The 18,637-nt window shown below is 71.6% G+C and carries 14 protein-coding genes and 1 pseudogene; 9 read left to right on the top strand and 6 right to left on the bottom strand.

Annotated features, from left to right (window positions below; all coding sequences use genetic code 11):
* Together NBW84_RS12310 and NBW84_RS12315 are read left to right on the top strand one after the other, a co-directional pair.
* A pseudogene (locus NBW84_RS12310) lies at positions 1-311 on the top strand (hypothetical protein); the annotation flags it as partial.
* On the top strand, positions 311-1,156 hold the full coding sequence (locus tag NBW84_RS12315; protein ID WP_250284672.1) for an alpha/beta fold hydrolase: 846 nt from the start codon (positions 311-313) through the stop codon (positions 1,154-1,156). The pseudogene NBW84_RS12310 and the gene NBW84_RS12315, both read left to right, overlap by 1 nt.
* A gap of 22 nt (positions 1,157-1,178) precedes the next feature.
* On the opposite strand, the gene hflX is transcribed toward NBW84_RS12315, so the two are convergent.
* The 4 genes from hflX to lexA all read right to left on the bottom strand — a co-directional run bounded on the left by hflX (position 1,179) and on the right by lexA (position 5,295).
* Positions 1,179-2,555, bottom strand: a complete 1,377-nt coding sequence (gene hflX / locus NBW84_RS12320; RefSeq protein WP_250284674.1) for a GTPase HflX — start codon at positions 2,553-2,555, stop codon at positions 1,179-1,181.
* 84 nt (positions 2,556-2,639) lie between these two features.
* Complete coding sequence (locus NBW84_RS12325) at positions 2,640-3,548, bottom strand: EAL domain-containing protein (protein ID WP_250284676.1); 909 nt, start codon at positions 3,546-3,548, stop codon at positions 2,640-2,642.
* A gap of 65 nt (positions 3,549-3,613) precedes the next feature.
* Positions 3,614-4,528, bottom strand: a complete 915-nt coding sequence (miaA, locus tag NBW84_RS12330; protein WP_250284678.1) for a tRNA (adenosine(37)-N6)-dimethylallyltransferase MiaA — start codon at positions 4,526-4,528, stop codon at positions 3,614-3,616.
* Positions 4,529-4,545: 17 nt separating this feature from the next.
* Positions 4,546-5,295 (bottom strand): transcriptional repressor LexA, encoded by a 750-nt coding sequence (lexA, locus tag NBW84_RS12335; protein WP_250284680.1) that lies wholly within the window; start codon positions 5,293-5,295, stop codon positions 4,546-4,548.
* A 285-nt stretch (positions 5,296-5,580) separates the two neighbouring features.
* Here lexA and NBW84_RS12340 point away from each other — a divergent pair, with 285 nt between their 5' ends.
* The 5 genes from NBW84_RS12340 to NBW84_RS12360 all read left to right on the top strand — a co-directional run bounded on the left by NBW84_RS12340 (position 5,581) and on the right by NBW84_RS12360 (position 10,932).
* The gene (locus tag NBW84_RS12340; RefSeq protein ID WP_250284681.1) at positions 5,581-5,883 is read left to right on the top strand and encodes a LysM peptidoglycan-binding domain-containing protein; all 303 of its coding nucleotides are present in this window, start codon (positions 5,581-5,583) and stop codon (positions 5,881-5,883) included.
* Between the two features lie 177 nt (positions 5,884-6,060).
* Complete coding sequence (gene nrdR, locus NBW84_RS12345; RefSeq protein ID WP_250284683.1) at positions 6,061-6,522, top strand: transcriptional regulator NrdR; 462 nt, start codon at positions 6,061-6,063, stop codon at positions 6,520-6,522.
* A gap of 68 nt (positions 6,523-6,590) precedes the next feature.
* Positions 6,591-9,566 carry a vitamin B12-dependent ribonucleotide reductase gene (locus NBW84_RS12350; RefSeq protein ID WP_250284685.1) on the top strand — a complete coding sequence of 992 codons (2,976 nt, stop codon included), beginning with the start codon at positions 6,591-6,593 and terminating at the stop codon, positions 9,564-9,566.
* A gap of 143 nt (positions 9,567-9,709) precedes the next feature.
* On the top strand, positions 9,710-10,456 hold the full coding sequence (locus NBW84_RS12355) for a hypothetical protein (RefSeq protein ID WP_250284687.1): 747 nt from the start codon (positions 9,710-9,712) through the stop codon (positions 10,454-10,456).
* The gene (locus tag NBW84_RS12360) at positions 10,450-10,932 is read left to right on the top strand and encodes a hypothetical protein (protein WP_250284689.1); all 483 of its coding nucleotides are present in this window, start codon (positions 10,450-10,452) and stop codon (positions 10,930-10,932) included. The genes NBW84_RS12355 and NBW84_RS12360 overlap by 7 nt, the downstream gene beginning before the upstream one ends.
* Before the next feature lie 120 nt (positions 10,933-11,052).
* Here NBW84_RS12360 and NBW84_RS12365 read toward each other — a convergent pair whose 3' ends face one another.
* Positions 11,053-12,456, bottom strand: coding sequence for an amylo-alpha-1,6-glucosidase (locus tag NBW84_RS12365; RefSeq protein WP_250284691.1), 1,404 nt, complete (start codon positions 12,454-12,456; stop codon positions 11,053-11,055).
* 392 nt (positions 12,457-12,848) lie between these two features.
* Here NBW84_RS12365 and NBW84_RS12370 point away from each other — a divergent pair, with 392 nt between their 5' ends.
* Complete coding sequence (locus tag NBW84_RS12370; protein WP_250284693.1) at positions 12,849-14,126, top strand: RNA polymerase sigma factor; 1,278 nt, start codon at positions 12,849-12,851, stop codon at positions 14,124-14,126.
* A gap of 113 nt (positions 14,127-14,239) precedes the next feature.
* On the opposite strand, the gene NBW84_RS12375 is transcribed toward NBW84_RS12370, so the two are convergent.
* Entirely contained in the window at positions 14,240-16,270 is a 2,031-nt protein-coding gene (locus NBW84_RS12375; RefSeq protein ID WP_250284696.1) for an acetoacetate--CoA ligase, read from the bottom strand.
* Between the two features lie 415 nt (positions 16,271-16,685).
* On the opposite strand from NBW84_RS12375, the gene NBW84_RS12380 reads away from it, so the two are divergent.
* The coding region (locus tag NBW84_RS12380) for a PAS domain-containing protein (protein ID WP_250284698.1) at positions 16,686-18,637 on the top strand (1,952 nt) is incomplete at its 3' end.

An 18,637-nucleotide genomic window follows, 5' to 3' on the forward strand; every position in this document is an offset into this window, starting at 1 on the left:
GCGGGTTCGACAGCCGCGCGGACGGCCACGACGCCGCGGTGGCGGCGGCGCTCGCCGCCGGCGACGCGGCCGCGCTGCTGCGCCTGGACCCGGCTCTCTCGCGGGAGCTGCTGGCGGCGGGCCGCGCGTCGTGGCAGGTACTCGCCGGCGCGCGGCTTGCCGGTGCTACCGTCACCGCCACAGCGCACGATCCGGGCATCACCATGAGCGACACGCGCACGTGGTCATGGACGTCTCGTGCTGAGTATGTCGCCGCCCCTTACGGTGTGGGGTACGTGGTCGCCGTGTGGGAGCAGGGGAGTCCTGGGTAATGATCTCGAGGTCGACGGAACTGCCATCCGGGGTACAGCACTCGACCTGCGCGAGCCTCGCGGTCCTACGAGCCGGATCGCCCGTCGACCCGCCGGTCGTCCTGCTGCCCGGTTACACCGGGAGCAAGGAGGACTTCCTGCCGATCATTCCGCGGCTCGCGCGGGCCGGGTTCGACGTGGTCGCGGTCGACCAGCACGGCCAGTACGAGTCACCCGCGGCCGACCCGGAGCGGGACTGCACGGTCGACGCGCTGGCCGGACACGTCGGCCGGGTGGCCGACGAGATCGGTCGCCCGGTGCACCTGCTCGGCCATTCCTTCGGGGGGCTGGTCGCGCGGACCGCGGTCATCGCCCGCCCGTCGTGCGTGGCAAGCCTCGTGCTGCTCAGCTCCGGCCCGGCCGGGATCGTCGGCCCTCGGCGGATCGCGCTGCAGGCCATGCGGGTGGTGTACAAGCGCAGCGGCCGGGACGCGGTATGGGCCGCCATGCGGGCCGCGGACACCGCCGTGTACCCGCCCGGTGGCCTGGAGTTCCTGGAGCGCCGGTTCTTCGCCAGCAGCAACGTCGGCCTGCGGGTGATGGGGGAGCAGCTGCTGAGCGAACCCGACCGGGTCGGTGAGCTCGCTGACGCCGTCAGCCAGGACGACGTACCCGTGCTGGTCGCCCACGGGGCCGCCGACGACGCCTGGCCGCCGCGTCTGCAGGCGGAGATGGCGGCACGCCTGGACGCCCGCTACGAGGTGATCGCCGGGGCGGCGCATTCGCCGGCGACCGAGAACCCGGAGGTCACCGCCGCGCTGCTGGTCGAGTTCTGGCGCAACGGCGTGGGCCAGCGGGCCGCGTAGGCCCGCCAGCCTCAGGCCAGCCTCAGGCCGGTTCGAGGAAGAAGCTGGTGAGCTGGGAGGCGAGCTCGGCCGGTACCCGGGCCCGCAGGACCGTGCCGGTCGCCGTGTGCTCGAGGCCGAGGACCTCCCCGCGGGCGTACACCCGGGAGACCAGGTCACCGCGGGTGAACGGCAGCAGCACGCACACCTCGACGTCGGGGTGGGGGACGCGCTCGGTCAGCTCCGCCACCAGGGCGGCCAGCCCCTCCCCGGTGCGCGCCGAGACGAGGAGCGCGCCGGGGACGGCGCGGCGCACCCGGGCGAGCACGTCCGGGCCGGCGGCGTCGATCTTGTTCACGACCAGCAGCTCGGGGACGTCCCCGGCGTCGATGTCGTTGATCACGGTGCGGACCGCGGAGATCTGTGACATCGGGTCGGGATGCGAGCCGTCGACGACGTGCAGCAGCAGGTCGGCGTCGGCGACCTCCTCCAGGGTGGAGCGGAACGCCTCCACGATCTGGTGCGGCAGGTGGCGGACGAAGCCGACGGTGTCGGCGAGGGTGAACGTCCGGCCGTCGGGCAGCGTGGCCCGCCGCACGGCCGGGTCCAGCGTGGCGAACAGGGCGTCCTCGACCAGCACCCCGGCGCCGGTCAGCCGGTTGAGCAGCGAGGACTTGCCGGCGTTGGTGTAGCCGGTGATCGCGACCGCGGGGATGCCGCTGCGCTGCCGCGCCGAGCGTTTGGTCGTCCGGACCGTCTTCATCCCGGCGAGCTCCCGGCGGAGCCTGGCCATGCGCGTGCGCAGCCGCCGCCGGTCCGTCTCGATCTTCGTCTCGCCGGGGCCGCGGGTGCCGATGCCACCACCGGCGCGGGACATCGACTCACCCCAGCCACGCAGCCGCGGCAGCATGTACTGCAGCTGCGCGAGCTCGACCTGGGCCTTGCCCTCCCGGGAGGTGGCGTGCTGGGCGAAGATGTCGAGGATCAGCGCGGTCCGGTCGATGACCTTGACCTTGACGACGTCCTCCAGCTGGCGCAGCTGGCCGGGGGTCAGCTCACCGTCGCAGACGACGGTGTCGGCGCCGGTGGCGGTGACGACGTCGCGCAGCTCACGCGCCTTGCCGGAGCCGACGTACGTCGCCGAGTCGGGAGTGTCCCGACGCTGGACGAGCGCGTCCAGGATGACCGAGCCGGCCGTGGCCGCCAGGGCGGCGAGCTCGGCCATGGAGGTCTCCGCCTCGGCGGCCGTGCCCGAGGTCCACACCCCGATGAGGACCACCCGCTCCAGCCGGAGCTGGCGGTACTCGACCTCGGTGACGTCGTCGAGCTCGGTTGCCAGGCCTGGTACCCGGCGCAGTGCCAGACGGTCGGCGAGGTCGAGCGCCTCGCCGGAGGCGTCGAAGAGGGCGGGAAACGTCATGTCGCTGCCTCCTTTATCGCAGGCTCCCACGTCCGTTCCGGGGCCGCGACCGAATTTTCTCGACCGGACGACGGTGGTTCCCGGTCAGATGACGGCGGCCATGCTGGCGGTGCCGGTGGCCCGGTCACCGCGGTCGGGCGCGGCGCGCCCGGCGCGTCCCGTGCCGCTGGCCGGCCGGGAGCGCCCGTGGCGCCGGTTCGGCCGGCCGCGGCCCAGGGCGATCATCCGGGCGTCGTCGGTGGGGACGGGCGGGCAGAACAGGCGGCCGGCTCCCCGGTCACAGTGCATCGCCGCCAGCCGGGACGCCGTGACCGCGCTGTCGACGCCCTCGGCGGTCACGACCAGCCGCCGCCGGTGGGCCAGTGTGATGATCGAGGCCAGGACAGCCTCGCCCTCCAGGTCCCGCTGCATCGCGTGCAGGAAGCGGCCATCGATCTTCACCATGTCCAGCGGCAGGACGTCGAGGGTGGACAGCGACGCGTACCAGGTGCCGAAGCCGTCGACGCCGATGGCCGGCCCGAACGAGCGCAGCCGGGCCAGCAGCCGGGGCACCCCGACGCGCGCGAGGCCGAGGGTCTGTTCGGTGAACTCCAGCCCGAGCGCTCCCGGCGGCAGCGCACGGCCGTGCAGGAGCTGTTCCACCTCGATCGCGAAACCGGGCCGGGTCAGCTGGTCGGCGGTCACGTTGACCCACAGCCGGGGCGGGCGGATCGCGGTTCCCGCGGCCATTTCGTGCCATGTCCGGGCCTCGGCCACGGCGGTGCGTAACACCCAGCGGCCGACCTGGTCGGACAGGCCCGCGGCCGCGGCGGCCGGCATGAACTGCGACGGGTTCATCAGCCCCCGGTCGGGATGGTGCCAGCGCAGGAACGCCTCCATCCCGGGGACCGACCCGGTGCGCAGGTCGACCTCGGGCTGGTAGTGCAGTTGTAACGACCCGTCGTCGAACGCGGCACACAGGGCCGGGACGAGGTTCAACTCGATCGCGGTCACACATGTCTCCAGACGACGGGTGTCTCCAGCCGGCGGGAAGAACGAGCCACGGAGTCGTCGCACGTTCAGGCCGAGTCGACCATGCCCGCCACCTGTTCGACGTCGGGACGGTCCAGCCAAATTATGCGAGGATCGCGCCGAAACCACGACCTTTGTCTGCGTGCAAGTCGGCGCGTCGCGGCGATTGTCGCGAGCCGGGCCGACTCGGCCGAATCGAGCGCGCCGTCGAGCCAGGCGAGAACCTGGGCGTAGCCCAGCGCCCGGGACGCGGTGGGGCCGTCCCGCAGGCCCATGTCGACGAGGGCGCGGACCTCCTCGATCATGCCGGCGGCCCACATACCGGCCACCCGGCCGGCGATCCTCTCGTCGAGCTGCGGGTGGTCGATGCCGAACTGGACCACGTCGTAGACCGAGCGGTGCTCCGGCAGGGAGGCGGTGAAGCCGCCGGTGAGCTCCACCACCTCCAGCGCGCGCACGATACGCCGGCCGTTGCCAGGCAGGATGGCCGCCGCCGCCGCCGGCGCCCGCGCGGCGAGATCGGCGTGCAGCGCGGCCGGGCCCCGCTCGGACAGCTCCCGCTCCAGCCGTCCCCGTACGGCCGGGTCGGTGCCGGGGAAGGCGAGGTCGTCGAGGACGGCCCGGACGTAGAGCCCGGAGCCGCCCACGAGCACCGGCGTGCGGCCGGCGGCCAGCAGGCCGTCGACGGCCTGCCGGGCCAGCGCCTGGTAGGACGCTACGTCGGCGGCGCGGGTGACCTCCCAGACATCGAGCAGGTGATGGGGGACACCACCGCGTTCCGCCGGCGGCACCTTGGCGGTGCCGATGTCCATCCCGCAGTAGAGCTGCATGGAGTCGGCGTTGACGATCTCACCGCCCAGCTCGGTGGCCAGCGCGATCGCCAGGTCGCTCTTGCCGGCCGCTGTCGGCCCGACGACAGCCACGACCCGGCCGGCGCGGTGCCGGTCGACACCTGTGCCCATGCTCACTCCCGGGAGGATCAGACCCGGCGAAGAACCGCGACGATCCGGCCGAGGATCGTCGCACTGTCACCCGGAATGTCAGCATAGGCCGGATTCTGCGGCTCGAGCCAGACGTGGCCGTCACGACGGCGCAGCGTCTTGACCGTCGCCTCGCCGTCGATCATCGCGGCGACGATCTCGCCGCTGTCCGCGACCGGCTGCTGGCGGACGACCACCCAGTCGCCGTCGCAGATCGCGGCGTTGACCATGGAGTCCCCGACGACCCGCAGGGTGAACAGGGTGCCCTCCCCCACGATCTCGCGGGGGAGCGGGAAGACCTCCTCGACCGCCTGCTCGGCGAGGATCGGCCCACCCGCGGCGATGCGGCCGAGGACCGGCACATAGGCCGCCTGTGCGGGGCCAGCCGCCGACGAGCCTGCCGCGAGCGTACCAACGGCGGGCGCCTGGCGTGGCACGGGGCGTACCGGTGCCTGCGCGGAGAGGACCTCCATGGCCCGCGGGCGGTGCGGGTCGCGGCGCAGGAAGCCCTTCTCCTCCAGCGTCTTGAGCTGGTGCGCGACGCTGGACGTGCTCGTGAGCCCCACCGCATCGCCGATTTCCCGCACGCTCGGCGGGTAGCCTCGGCGCTCGACGGCGTCGCGGATCACCTCAAGCACCCTGCGCTGGCGGGGGGTCAGGCCCGTGGCGTCCGCCGGCCCGTCCGGCAGGTCGCGCACGGAGCCGCGGGGTGGCCGGCCGCGGCGGGTGCGGTTGTCGTCGGTGGTCATCCCTGCCGTACTCCTTCGTTGTCGGTCATGGCAGACTTGCGCTCCCGGCATATCCGACGTTCTGCCGTGAACCGGAGCTGGCGGCCACGACCTGGATCTGACCTGAATCTGATCGCTACGACCGTAACCGCCGCGGCCGGATATCTCAAACGTCTGTTCGAGCGTGTCACGACGATTCCGTCGGGACCGTGCGGTACAAACTCGATCAGACGTTCGATCGAACGGATGTTCTTTGATCATGTTGTTGGAAGTGGTATGTGCTGGTGGAAGTTGGGGAGGTGGACGATGCGGGCGTCGGCTGAGCCTCCGCTGCGGCTGACCGGGCGGGGCCGGGTTGTCCTGATTGTCCTGGTCATGCTGGTGTCCTGCCTGGTGCTGTCCGTGGCCCGGGTGACGTCGTCGGCCGCGCCGACCGGGGACGACCGGCCGGTGCGCGTCCACGTGGTGCGTTCCGGGGAGACGCTGTGGGGCATCGCGCGCGCGCTGGCTCCCGACGGTGACACCCGGGTGGTCGTGGCCCGGCTGGCCGGCCTCAACCGGCTGGAGACGACCGATCTCGTCCCCGGTCAGATGCTCCGTCTGCCGTGACGGGCCTGCCATGACGGGCCTGTCATGACAGGTCCGCATGAAGGGTCTTCTGTGATGCATGTGTCATGAGGTTCCGCGGGTGGGCCAGCTTGCCAGCTCGTGGTGTCCGGTCCTAGTGTTGACCACAACATCTTGTAGTTACGTGGCTGTAAGTCGACAAGATCTTGGAGGTTGTGCGTGCGGTGTCCGTTCTGTCGGCACCCTGACAGCAAGGTTGTCGACAGCCGGGAGGCCGAGGAGGGCGCCGCGATCCGTCGCCGTCGGTCGTGCCCGTCCTGCGGCCGTCGTTTCACGACGATCGAAGAGGCGTCACTGCGAGTCATCAAGCGCAGCGGTGTCACCGAGCCGTTCAGCCGCGGGAAGGTGATCGCCGGCGTGCGGCGGGCATGCCAGGGGCGGCCGGTCCAGGCGGACGCGCTGGCCCGGCTCGCCCAGCTGGTCGAGGACACGCTGCGTGCCTCGGGGGCCGCCGAGGTCGCCTCGGACGAGATCGGCCGGGCGATCCTCGGGCCGCTGCGGGAGCTCGACGAGGTCGCCTACCTGCGGTTCGCCTCGGTGTACCTCTCCTTCGACTCGCTGGCGGACTTCGAGACGGCGATCACCGACCTGCGCGGGCGGGCCGACCGGGCGCCGTCGTAGCCACGCACCCCGACGCGACAGACAGCTGGTGAGAAACACCATCCGACCGACGCCAGACGAGGAGCGCCATGACCGACAACCGTGGCACGAAAGCGACCAAGGCCGCCCCCAGGGCCGGCACCAAGGCCGCCCCCAGGGCCGCTGGCCTGCAGGTGCGACGCGTCAACACCTCGCCGGGCGTCCACCCCTATGACGAGGTCACCTGGGAGCTGCGGGACGTCGTCATGACCAACTGGCGCGACGGCTCGGTCAACTTCGAGCAGCGCGGGGTGGAGTTCCCCGACTTCTGGTCGGTGAACGCCACGAACATCGTCACGAGCAAGTACTTCCGCGGCGCGCTCGGCAGCTCCGCCCGCGAGTGGTCCCTGCGCCAGCTCATCGACCGGGTCGTGCGCGCCTACGGCGCGGCCGGCACCGAGCACGGGTACTTCGCCTCGCCGGCGGACGCCGAGATCTTCGAGCACGAACTGACCTGGATGCTGCTGCACCAGGTGTTCAGCTTCAACAGCCCGGTGTGGTTCAACGTCGGCACCCCCGCGCCGCAGCAGGTCTCGGCCTGCTTCATCCTCTCGGTCGACGACACGATGGAGTCGATCCTCAACTGGTACCGGGAGGAGGGGCTGATCTTCAAGGGCGGGTCGGGCGCCGGGCTGAACCTGTCGCGTATCCGATCGTCGAAGGAGCTGCTGTCCTCCGGCGGCACCGCTTCGGGCCCGGTGAGCTTCATGCGCGGGGCCGACGCCTCGGCCGGCACGATCAAGTCGGGCGGCGCGACCAGGCGGGCCGCGAAGATGGTCGTGCTCGACGTCGACCATCCGGACATCGTCGACTTCGTCGAGACCAAGTCCCGCGAGGAGAGCAAGATCCGTGCGTTGCGGGACGCCGGCTTCGACATGGATCTCGGCGGCCGTGACATCGTCTCGGTGCAGTACCAGAACGCCAACAACTCCGTGCGGGTGACGGACGAGTTCATGCGGGCCGTCGTCGACGACGCCGGCTTCGACCTGCGGGCCAGGCTCGACGGGCGCACGATCGAGACCCTCCGGGCCCGGTCGCTGTTCCGCTCCATCGCCCAGGCGGCCTGGGACTGCGCGGATCCCGGGATCCAGTACGACGACACGATCAACGACTGGCACACCTGCCCGGAGTCCGGCCGGATCAGCGCCAGCAACCCGTGCAGCGAATACGTGCACCTGGACAACTCCAGCTGCAACCTGGCGTCGCTGAACCTGATGAAGTTCCTGCGCAAGGACCTCAGCTTCGACGCCGACGCGTTCGTGGCGGCCGTCGAGCTGATCATCACGGCGATGGACATCTCGATCTGCTTCGCGGACTTCCCGACTCCGGAGATCACGCGGGTGACCCGGATGTTCCGCCAGCTCGGCATCGGCTACGCCAACCTCGGCGCGCTGCTGATGGCCACCGGCCGCGCGTACGACTCCGAGGGCGGCCGGGCCATGGGCGCGGCCGTCACGTCGCTGATGACCGCGACGGCCTACCGCCGCTCGGCGGAGCTCGCGGCGGCGCTCGGGGCCTACGACGGCTTCGCCCGCAACACCGACGCCCACCGCCGGGTGATCCGCAAGCACGCCGCCGCCACGGACGCCGTCCGCACGGTCGGGGTCGACGACGCCCGGGTGCTCGCCGTCGCCGCCCGCGAGTGGGAGCGCGCCCAGGGCGTCGGGGAGAAGCACGGCTGGCGCAACGCGCAGGTCAGCCTGCTCGCCCCGACCGGCACGATCGGCTTGGCGATGGACTGCGACACCACCGGCATCGAGCCCGACCTCGCGCTGGTGAAGATGAAGAAGATGGTCGGCGGCTCCAGCATGCGGATCGTCAACCAGACGGTTCCCGCCGCGCTGCGCGCTCTCGGCTACGCCGAGGAGACCGTCGAGGCGATCGTCGAGTACATCGCCGAGCACGGTCACGTCATCGACGCCCCCGGCCTGCGCCGCGAGCACTACGAGGTCTTCGACTGCGCGATCGGGGAGCGGGCCATCAGCCCGATGGGCCACATCCGGATGATGGCGGCGGTCCAGCCGTTCCTGTCCGGCGCCATCTCCAAGACCGTCAACATGCCCACGTCGGCCACGGTCGAGGACGTCGAGCAGATCTACCTGGAGGGGTGGCGGCTCGGTCTGAAGGCGCTGGCGATCTACCGGGACAACTGCAAGGTCGGCCAGCCGCTGTCGGACCTGCGCGGCGCGAAGCGGTCCGTGACCGGGGGCGCGGGCGAGCAGCCGGCCGCACAGCCCGCCGCCGCACAGCCCGGGGAGCACCGTCCGGTCCGGCGCCGGCTGCCGAAGATCCGCCAGTCGCAGACCGTCTCCTTCACCGTGGGCGGTGCCGAGGGGTATCTGACCGCCGGGTCGTATCCCGACGACGGGCTCGGCGAGGTCTTCATCAAGATGTCGAAGCAGGGCTCGACCCTCTCCGGCGTGATGGACGCGTTCGCCATCGCGGTCTCGATCGCGCTCCAGCACGGCGTCCCGTTGGAGACCTACGTCCGCAAGTTCATCAACATGCGCTTCGAGCCGGCCGGCATGACCGACGACCCGGACGTGCGGATCGCCCAGTCGGTGATGGACTACCTCTTCCGTCGCCTGGCCCTGGACTACCTCCCCGAGCAGACCCGCGCGGAGCTCGGCGTCCTCAGCGCGCGGGAGCGGGCCCGCCAGCTCACCGGCCAGCACGGCGGGGCCGGCCAGCCGGACGCGGTGGAAACGGACACGGTGGAGACAGCCGACGCCGGGCCGGCCGAGGCGACCGGCTCCGCGACGGCCGGGCCCGCGGCGAACGAGGCGGCGGCGGCCGGTGCCGCGGCGGTGCCGACGGTGCCCGCCGAGACCGGTCACACCCACCCGGTGGGCCTGTCGGCCCGGGAGGTGCGGGGCGAACTGCCGCGCAGCGTCCCACCGGGCGAGGCGCTGTCGGCGCAGAACGTGGTGGACGCGCCGCTGTGCTTCACCTGCGGGGTCACCATGCGTCCCGCAGGCAGCTGCTACGTGTGCGAGCAGTGCGGCTCCACCAGCGGCTGCAGCTGAGACCGGGCGGTATCGCGGCGGGATGCGGTATTTCGCCTGATCTAGATAGCCTTCGGCTGTCGAGCCGTCGCAGGACCACGCCGAGCGCTGTCCGTAGAGTTGCGTTGATCGGGTTGTGGTCGGTAGGCAGCGGAGGCCGGTGCGTGGACGAGATCGACTCGCTGGAGGGGGCGACCCTGGTCAGGGTGCTCTCCCAGCTGCGCACCGGCTTTGAATACCGTCCGAGTGCGTTCCCGGCCTCGGTCGCGCTGTGCGGGCTGCGGGACGTTCGCCACTACAAGGTCGCCGCCGGCGGCAGCCCAGAACTGTCCGGGGGGCCGAGCCCGTTCAACGTCATCGTCGAGTCGCTGCGACTCGGTGACTTCACGCTGGACGAGATCCACGATCTTTACAGTCAGCACACGGCAGAGACCGATCGGGTGTTCACCGATGAGGCCGTGGAGCAGGTGCACCGGCTGACCACGGGCCAGCCCTGGCTGGTCAACGCGCTGGCGGCCGAGATCGTCGACCGGATGAAGGTCCCGGTCACAGAGCCGGTCTCGGTGGAACACGTCAACGCTGCCCGGGAACGGATCATCCAGGCCCGGCCAAGTCACCTCGACTCACTCGTCCGCCGGCTCCAGGAGCCGGCGGTACGCCGGGTTCTCGAGCCCGTTCTCGCTAGCACCGACGAGCCGGCTGACCTGACCTGCTCGGACGACCGGTCCTATGCGCGCGACCTCGGCCTGGTCGCCGAGACGCCCGACGGCGGCCTGCGGATCGCCAACCCGATCTACGATGAGGTCATCGCCCGCGCGCTGGCCGAGATCGTCGTGCGTGACCGGGGGCGCTTCCAGCACCGCGGGACTTCGTCCGCCCCGACGGCCGTTTCGACGTGCCGGACATGCTGACCACGCTCGCCCGCTATTGGCGGAACAACGAGCCAATGCTCAGGGTGAAGAGGCCCTACCGGGAGGCCATCCCGCACGCCATCTTCCTGAGCTGGCTCGACCGGGCTGTGAACGGCGACGGTGACGTCTTCCGGGAGTTCGCCGCCGGCGGCGGCTGGGCCGACATCCATATGACCTGGCGCTACACCGCCCCCGATGGCACCAGTGCCGAACAGCACGAGGCTTTCGAGGTGAAGACCCACCGCCCCGGCTACGCCGACCCGGTCAAGGAAGCGATGACCCAGCTCGACGGCTACCTCAACCACCTCAGCCTGGCCTCGGGCTACATCGTCATATTCGACCAGCGCCCGCGGCCGGAGTCCGCCGCCGACGGCCCGCTGACGACCCAGACCAGCCCGGCCGGCCACACCGTCACCATCGCCCGCCTCACGGTCCCGCCCTCACCCGGCGAACAGCCTGCGGCCTCGTCGTCGTAGCCCACGCCACAGCGCCGCCCCGCACCGAATCGATCTTGACTGCCGCGGGAATACCGCAGATCACGAATATGTGCCTTCCGCCAGTATCGCGGGAGCCGGTGGACCCGGCGCGGCGGCTGGTCAGCCGCCGTGCCGGGTCAGGTGCTCCCCGTCCGCGCCCGTGCGGGCGGACGGCAGGCGGTGGGCCGGTTTCCGGCCGTCGAGCAGGTCCAGGAGCAGGGCTGCCGTCCACGAGAAGTGGTTGCTGCCCACTCCGGTGCCGTCGAACGGTGAGTAGTACTCGTACAGGCCCTCGGAACCGGCGATCATCGAGATCGTGTCGGCGCGCAGCCGGTCGGCGAGCTCGCCGCGGCCGGCGCGGTCGAGCCCGTCGGCGAGCAGCCAGTTCATGTTCACCCAGACCGGGCCCTGCCAGTAGCAGCGGGGCTGGAAGTCGGGATCGTCGGTGGGGGTGCTGGCGATGCCGTGGGCCGGCCAGAACCGCGGTGCGGTCATCCGGCTGACAAGATCCTCGACGCCGGCGGGGGGCACGACACCGGCGTACAGGGCGAGGAAGCCGGCGATCGTGGGCCTTCGGATCAGCCGGCCGGAACGCGCGTCCCGGCTCCAGTACATGCCGTCGGCGAACAGGGCGGGCAGCGCCGCCCTGGTCCGGCGGGCCGAGCGCAGCAGCTGCGCGGGCAGCTGTTCGCCGATGTCGGCGGCGATGTCGCGCAGGTGGTCGTTCGCGCGGGCGAGAATCGCGTTGAAGGCGACATCCTGTACCAGCGGGACGCGGGACGCACGAATCCGGCTGAAGTCGTAACGGGCGTCGCGTAGCTCCCCGACCAGGTGGTAAAGGGTGAACAGGTCGGTGGCGGACAGCCGCTGGTCGGACGGAACCTCCTTGTTGTCCCGGCGCAGGGCGTCGAGCGCGCCATCCCCGTTGAGCCGGCGGATGAGCTTCAGGGGGATGGGAGCCGCCCTGCGGGTGAGCTCCATCCAGGCGGGGGTGTTGTCCATCCCCGACTCCCACGAGTGGACCAGAGTGACCAGCCCGGTGTCGTCGGGGTCGCGTTCGCGGTACAGCCAGCAGTGGTAGCGCAGCAGGCCCGGATAGACCGCCCGGTAGAACTCGCGGCGCCGGGCCGGGTCGAACACCTCGCCGACGCGGACGACAGCTTCGGCGATCATCGGCGGCTGGGTGACGCCGGTGGTCTGCACGTGCCGCGGGCCGGCGTCGACGAGGTCGGAGCGCCACCGGTCGGGCCCGGCGTGGTAGCTGCCGGAGCCGGAGAAGATGACGTGCGGGATCATCCCGTTGAGCCACTGGCCCTGCAGCAGCGCGAGGATTTCCCGGCTGGCCCGTCCGGGGTCGACGTGCCGTAGCCCGATGGCGATGAAGCAGCTGTCCCACAGCCACTGGTGGGGGTAGAGCGTCGGGGAGGGCCGGGTCGCCTCGCCCAGATCGTTGTCCCGCAGTACCTCGATCGCGGACGTTCGGAGTTCGGCGAGCACCTCGGACGACAGGGCCGGCGATGACATCGTGTGAGGGTACCGGGGCCGGTGGCCGGTAGCGCCGGAACCTCGTGGCACCTTCGTGATCTCACGTACTCTCAGTGACGATTGTTACGGTCTGTCCACATTGTTGTGGTCATGTTGGTGGAAAATTGGGGCTAGTCTCGTTCTCGACAGCGCGGACGTGGAGAACTGAAGAGATAATTAGTTATTCGTGACACACTGGCCGATCCGCGGAGTAGTCTTCGCGACAGCGGGTGCGGCGTCCCGAGGGTGAGGGTCTACACTGCTTCGTAGACCCGGCGATCGCTTACGTCCGGTTGTGTCTGAACGCGGAATGGGAGAGACGTCCCCAGGCGTTGCCCATACGTGCAAGCACCAAGACCCGTCACCCGCACCGACCTTCGGATCTGCTACTGATGACGCTGCCTGCCCTCGAACTTCATGAGCGCTCCGATGAGCCGCGTACGCGTGCCGTGAGCACGCGACGGACTCGTCGGTCATCCACTCCTGCCCGCACGACGCCCAGCCGCAGCTTGGCTGCCGTGCCCGATGATACCGACGAACTCGACGTCACTCAGGTCGCCGAGCTCGTCGCGCGTGGACGTGAGTCCGGCGAACTCAGCCGTGCCGAGCTCCGTGAGGCACTGGAGACCGCCGATCTCGGTCTTGAACTGCTGCCTGTCCTGGTCGCCCGGCTGACCACACTCGGGGTCGAGGTTCTCGACGAGGAAGAAGAGGAGGCGCCGGGCGGGGCTGCGGCCACGCGCGCGACGTCCGAGCACGCCGGGACCGCCGACCTCGTCCGTATGTACCTGCGTGAGATCGGCAAGGTGCCGCTGCTCAACGCCGCGCAGGAGGTCGAGCTGTCGAAGCGGGTCGAGGCCGGGCTGTTCGCCGAGCACAAGCTCGACACCGACCCCGACCTGGCTCCGGAGCTGCGCCGGGACCTGCAGACCCTGGTCCGCGACGGGCACGCCGCCAAGCAGCAGCTGGTCTCGGCGAACCTGCGCCTGGTCGTCTCGGTCGCCAAGAAGTACAGCGGCCGGGGCATGACCCTGCTCGACCTGGTCCAGGAGGGCAACCTCGGCCTGATCCGCGCGGTCGAGAAGTTCGACTACGCCAAGGGCTACAAGTTCTCCACCTACGCCACCTGGTGGATCCGGCAGGCCATCGGCCGAGCCCTGGCCGACCAGGCCAGGACCATCCGGATCCCGGTACACGTGGTCGAGCAGATCAACAAGATCACTCGGCTGCAGCGGCAGCTCGTCTCCACGCTCGGCCGGGAACCGACCGACGAGGAGCTGGCGCTCGAGCTCGACATGCCGATCGAGCAGGTCGTCGAACTGCGGCGGTACGCGCAGGACACGGTCAGCCTGGAGACCGCGGTCGGCGACGACGGCGACTCCGTCCTCGGTGACTTCATCGAGGATGCCGACGCCACCTCGCCCGCGGACGCCGCATCCTACGGCGCCATGCAGGATGAGATCGAAGGCGTGTTGAGCGGGCTCACCCCGCGTGAGCGTGAGGTGATGCGGCTGCGGTTCGGCCTCGCCGACGGCAAGCAGCACACCCTCGCCGAGGTGGGCAACCGGCTGGGGCTGACCCGGGAACGGATCCGCCAGATCGAGCGGGACACCCTGCGCGAACTGCGCAAGCCGGCGGTCGCGAGCAGGCTGCGGGAGTTCCTCGACTAGTTGCCCCGCGTACGGCTGGTTTCCGCGTAGAACGCGTACGACGTGACGATCCCCTGCCCGGGTAGTTGACCGGGCAGGGGATCGTCACGTCGTAGGACCGGTCAGCGGACCGGTCAGCGGGTCGTCGGCGGCATGAACGGCAGCAGCGCCTGAGGGTTGGCGACGGCGCCGAGGCTGACCGCGCGCTCCAGCGGCTCGCCCAGCAGCAGCCGTCTGACCGGCACCTCCAGTTTCTTGCCGTTCTGGGTGCGCGGGACCTCGGCGATCTCCTCGACGCGGTCGGGCACGTGACGGGGGCTGAGCTCACGGCGGATCGTGGCGCGCAGCGTCCCGGTGAACGCGTCGTCGAACACCACGCCGCCGGCCAGGCAGACGTAGAGGACGAGCTCCCCACGCCGGCCGGCGGTCGAGGTGTCGATGACGATACTTTCGGTCACGCCGGGGATGCTCTCCACCACCTGGTACAGCTCGGCGGTACCGATCCGGACGCCCGCGCGGTTCAGCGTGGCGTCGGACCGGCCGTGGATGGACACCGCCCCGCTGGCGGTGATGCTCGCCCAGTCCCCGTGCCGCCACACGTCCTCGTAGGCCGAGAAGTAGGTTGCCCGCAGCAGCGAGCCGTCCTCGTCCCCCCACAGGGCGACCGGCATGGACGGCATGGGGGCGGTGACCACCAGCTCGCCGACCTCGTCGACGACCTCCTTGCCCTGCTCGTCGAAGGTGGTCACCGCGCAGCCGAGCCCACGCATGGGGATCTCCCCGGCGCGCACCGGCAGCGTCGGCAGGCCGAGCACGAACGCGGTGCACACCTCCGTCCCACCGCTGATGGAGGACAGCATCAGGTCGTCGCCGACGGACTCGTACACCCAGGCGTACGTCCGCGCGGGCAGCGGCGCGCCGGTGGATCCCACGGTGCGCAGCGCCGAGAGGTCGGCGATCTCACGGGGGACCGTGCCGGAGCGCGCGCAGTCGGTCAGGAAACCGGGGCTCGTCCCGAAACAGGTGACTCCGGTGGCCTCGGCCAGCCGCCAGAGGGTGCCGGGGCCGGGGAATTTCGGGCTCCCGTCGAAGAGCACCACGGCCGCGCCGGCGAGCAGGCCGGAGACGAGCAGGTTCCACATCATCCAGCCGGTGCTCGTCACCCACAGGAAGCGGTCGTCCGGCCCGATGTCGAGGTGGAGCACCAGCGTCTTGAGATGTTCGAGCAGGATGCCGCCGTGACCGTGCACGATCGGTTTGGGTTTTCCGGTCGAGCCGGAGGAGTACAGGATCCACAGCGGCGCGTCGAACGGGAGACGGTGGAAGGCCGGGACGGCGTCGTCGCACCCGGCGAGCAGGTCCTCCCAGGCCAGCAGGCCCGGCAGGCCGGTGGCGCGGGCCCGGTCGAGGGCGTCCGTGGCCAGGTAGGCGACGACGACGGTGGCGCGCAGGCCGGGCAGCCGCTCGGCCGCCTTGGCCAGCACGCCGAGCGTGTCGAACGACCTGCCGCCGTGGGTGTAGCCGTCGACGCCGATGAGCACGGTCGGGCGCACCTGGGCGAAACGGTCCGCGAGGCCGGTGGGCCCGAAGTCGGGGGAGCAGGACGACCAGACCGCCCCGATCGCGGTGGTGGCGAGCATGGCGACCACCGCGTGTATGCAGTTCGGTAGCACGGCGCAGACCCGGTCGCCCGGCCCGACCCCCAGCCGGCGCAGGCCCGCGGCGGCCGCCGCGACCTCGCGGCGCAGCTCGTCCCAGGACACCACGGCCGTGGTGGCGTCCTCGCGTACGGCGATCACCGCCGGCGCCGGCCCGTGGCGGGTCAGGGCGTTCTCGGCGTAGTTCACCCGGGCGGTCGGGAACCATCGGGCACCCGGCATCCGCGCGTCGGCGAGCGCGGGCCCGTCCCCGCGTTCGCCCTCGACCGCGCAGAAGTCCCAGACCGAGTCCCAGAAGCCGTCGAGATCGTCCACCGACCACTGCCACAGGGCGGTGGCGTCGGTCAGCCGTCGGCCCCGTTCGGCGGCCAGCCACTCGAGGTAGGCGGTGACCCCGGCGGCGCGGACCCGCCGCGCGGACGGCGTCCACAACAGTTGTCCCTCGATGCCGGTGTCCGCTCCGGTCTCCGGTGCGGGTCCGTGTTCGTTGCCGTGTCCAGCAGCCACGGACCCAGACCCTAACGAATCCCCGGCGACAGGGCCCGGCATGATCCTGGGCGTTTGGCCCCGGGCATTCATCACAATGGAACGACAAAGGATGTCGATAATGCGGCCCATGTTCCCGGGGAATCCGTTGGGCCCGATATGGCCGGGCCGGGCCGGCTACTGTCAGGGGCATGGGCGGGTGCTGCCCGGCCGGGCGGCCCAGGGCCGGCAGCGGCCGGGAGAGGACGGGCGGGACGCCGCCGGGCATGCGACGTCGCACATGCGATGCGCGCCACCCCTGTCGGTCGATGGACAGCGCACGGCCTGCCCGGCCCGGCACGATCGGGCGCATGAGGTGTCTTCCAGGCTCAGGGTGTGTCCCGGGCCGTCGAAGGTTTTGGGCACAACGGTGCCACACCGGCCACAATCGTCTCCCATGACGACGCCGTTCCTCGGGGAGCTTTCCGGACAGCCGCGGAGCGGGCCGGCGGGTGACCAGGCCGGCTGGAGCGAGGCTCACAGGGCCCACCGGACGAACGGCGCCGGCCACCCGGACGCGCAGAGAGCCGAGGACGCCGAGGTGGCCGGGGACGACGACGGCAGGGGCACCGCCGGGCGGGAGCCCGCCGAGGCCGGCCCGGGCGGGAGCCCGCCGCGGCCGCCCGCCGCGGTGGAACCGGTCATCACCCTGCTCGAGGCGCTGTTCACCCAGGCGCCGGCCGGCTTCGCCTTCTACGACACCCAGGGCCGCTACCTGCGGGTCAACGACGTCCTGGCCAGGCTGAACGGGCGGGCGCCCGGCGAGCACATCGGCCGCACCATGCCGGAGCTGCTCGGCGACATCGGCCACGAGATGGACCGCCTGCTGCGGCGGGTGCTCACCACCGGCGAGCCGGTGGCCACCTTCGAGGTCAGCGCCGCCACCGCCGCCCAGCCGCCGCGGATCTGGACGATGAGCTGGTTCCCGGCCACGGACGCCCATGGCGTGCCGCTGGGCGCGGCGCTCGTCGCCACCGACGTCACCAGGATCGGCGACACCCGGCACCAGCTGGCCCGCGGCGAGGCCCGGTACCGGGCGCTCGCGCGGGCCGGGGACACGGACGTGTTCCACGCCGGCGCCCGCGGCGCCCTGGACGTGGACATGCCGCGCTGGCGGGCCGCCACCGGCCAGAGCTTCCCGGAGATCGCCGGGGCGGGCTGGCTCGACGGTGTGCACGCCGAGGACCGGGACCGGGTCGCCGACGCCTGGCGCAGGGCTGTCGAGCAGCGCGCCGTCTTCGACGCCGAGTTCCGGCTCGACACCGTGGACGGGACGGAGCGGGTGCTCGTCATGCGGATCGTTCCTATTACTGAGGGTGATTATCCGCTGGAGTGGATCGGCGTCAGCCATGACGTGACCGAGGTCCGGGCCGCCGCGGCGGCCCACGGCACGCCGGCGGCCGACAGCTCCGGCACAGCTGGCACAACGTCCGGCGCGGACGGACGGGACGGACGGACCGGACGGGATGGACGGACCGGACAGGACGAGCAGGATGAACAGGACGAGCAGGTTCGCCTGGTCACGGCGGCATTGTCACGCGCTGTAAGCGTTGACGAGGTCGCCGTCGTGGTGCTCGACGCCGGCCGGCAGGTACTGGGGGCGAACGGGCGGGGGATCGCCCTGGTCGACGAGGTCGACAACTGCCTGCGTTTCCGGTCGCTGCTCGGTTACCCTGCGCTCCTTGCCCAGGCGTGGTCGGGGATCGGCCTGGACGCGTCCCACCCGGTCGCGGAGGCGGTCCGTGGCGCCTCGCCGCTGTTCCTCCTCGACCGGGAAGAGCTGACCGCGCGGTGGCCCGCGCCCGAGCAGGCCGCGGTCCTCGCCGAGGCCGACGAGCATGCCTGGGCGATCCTGCCACTGGCGACCGTCGACGCGCCGTTCGGCGTCCTGCTGTTCGGGTTCCGGGCCCGGCAGGCGTTCTCCGCGGCCGACCGCGCGTATCTGGCCGCGCTCGCCGACCAGTGCGCCCGGGCGCTGGAACGCGCGACGCTGTTCGAGCGCGTCCTGGCCGAGGCCCGCTCCAGCCGCCGGGCGGAGGAGACCGCCCGCACCGCCGCGGCCGCGGCCCGGGAGGCCGGCCGTCGCCTCGAGCTGCTCGCCCGGGCGACCGGGGCGGTCGGCAGCGCGCTGGAGGAGCCCGAGCGGGCCCTGCGGGCGCTCACCGACGTCATCGTGGGCGAACTGGCCGACTCGTGCGCGGTCTACCTGGTCGAGCCCGGCTCGGACGATCCGGCTGGCCCGGACGATCCGGCTGGCCCGGACGATCCGGGCGGCCCGGACGGCCCGGACGGCCCGGGCGGCCCGGACGCCCCGGCTGGCCCGGACGCCGGCCCGGCCGGGGCGCCGGT

The sequence above is a fragment of the Protofrankia sp. CiP1_Cm_nod2 genome, assembly GCF_920664355.1.
Lineage (GTDB): Bacteria > Actinomycetota > Actinomycetes > Frankiales > Frankiaceae > Protofrankia.

Coding starts and splice junctions, on each gene's coding strand:
- NBW84_RS12315 (WP_250284672.1), top strand. CDS start 311: ATGATCTCGAGGTCGACGGAACTGCCATCCGGGGTACAGCACTCGACC.
- hflX (WP_250284674.1), bottom strand. CDS start 2,555: ATGACGTTTCCCGCCCTCTTCGACGCCTCCGGCGAGGCGCTCGACCTC.
- miaA (WP_250284678.1), bottom strand. CDS start 4,528: ATGGGCACAGGTGTCGACCGGCACCGCGCCGGCCGGGTCGTGGCTGTC.
- lexA (WP_250284680.1), bottom strand. CDS start 5,295: ATGACCACCGACGACAACCGCACCCGCCGCGGCCGGCCACCCCGCGGC.
- NBW84_RS12340 (WP_250284681.1), top strand. CDS start 5,581: ATGCGGGCGTCGGCTGAGCCTCCGCTGCGGCTGACCGGGCGGGGCCGG.
- NBW84_RS12350 (WP_250284685.1), top strand. CDS start 6,591: ATGACCGACAACCGTGGCACGAAAGCGACCAAGGCCGCCCCCAGGGCC.
- NBW84_RS12360 (WP_250284689.1), top strand. CDS start 10,450: ATGCTGACCACGCTCGCCCGCTATTGGCGGAACAACGAGCCAATGCTC.
- NBW84_RS12365 (WP_250284691.1), bottom strand. CDS start 12,456: ATGTCATCGCCGGCCCTGTCGTCCGAGGTGCTCGCCGAACTCCGAACG.
- NBW84_RS12370 (WP_250284693.1), top strand. CDS start 12,849: ATGACGCTGCCTGCCCTCGAACTTCATGAGCGCTCCGATGAGCCGCGT.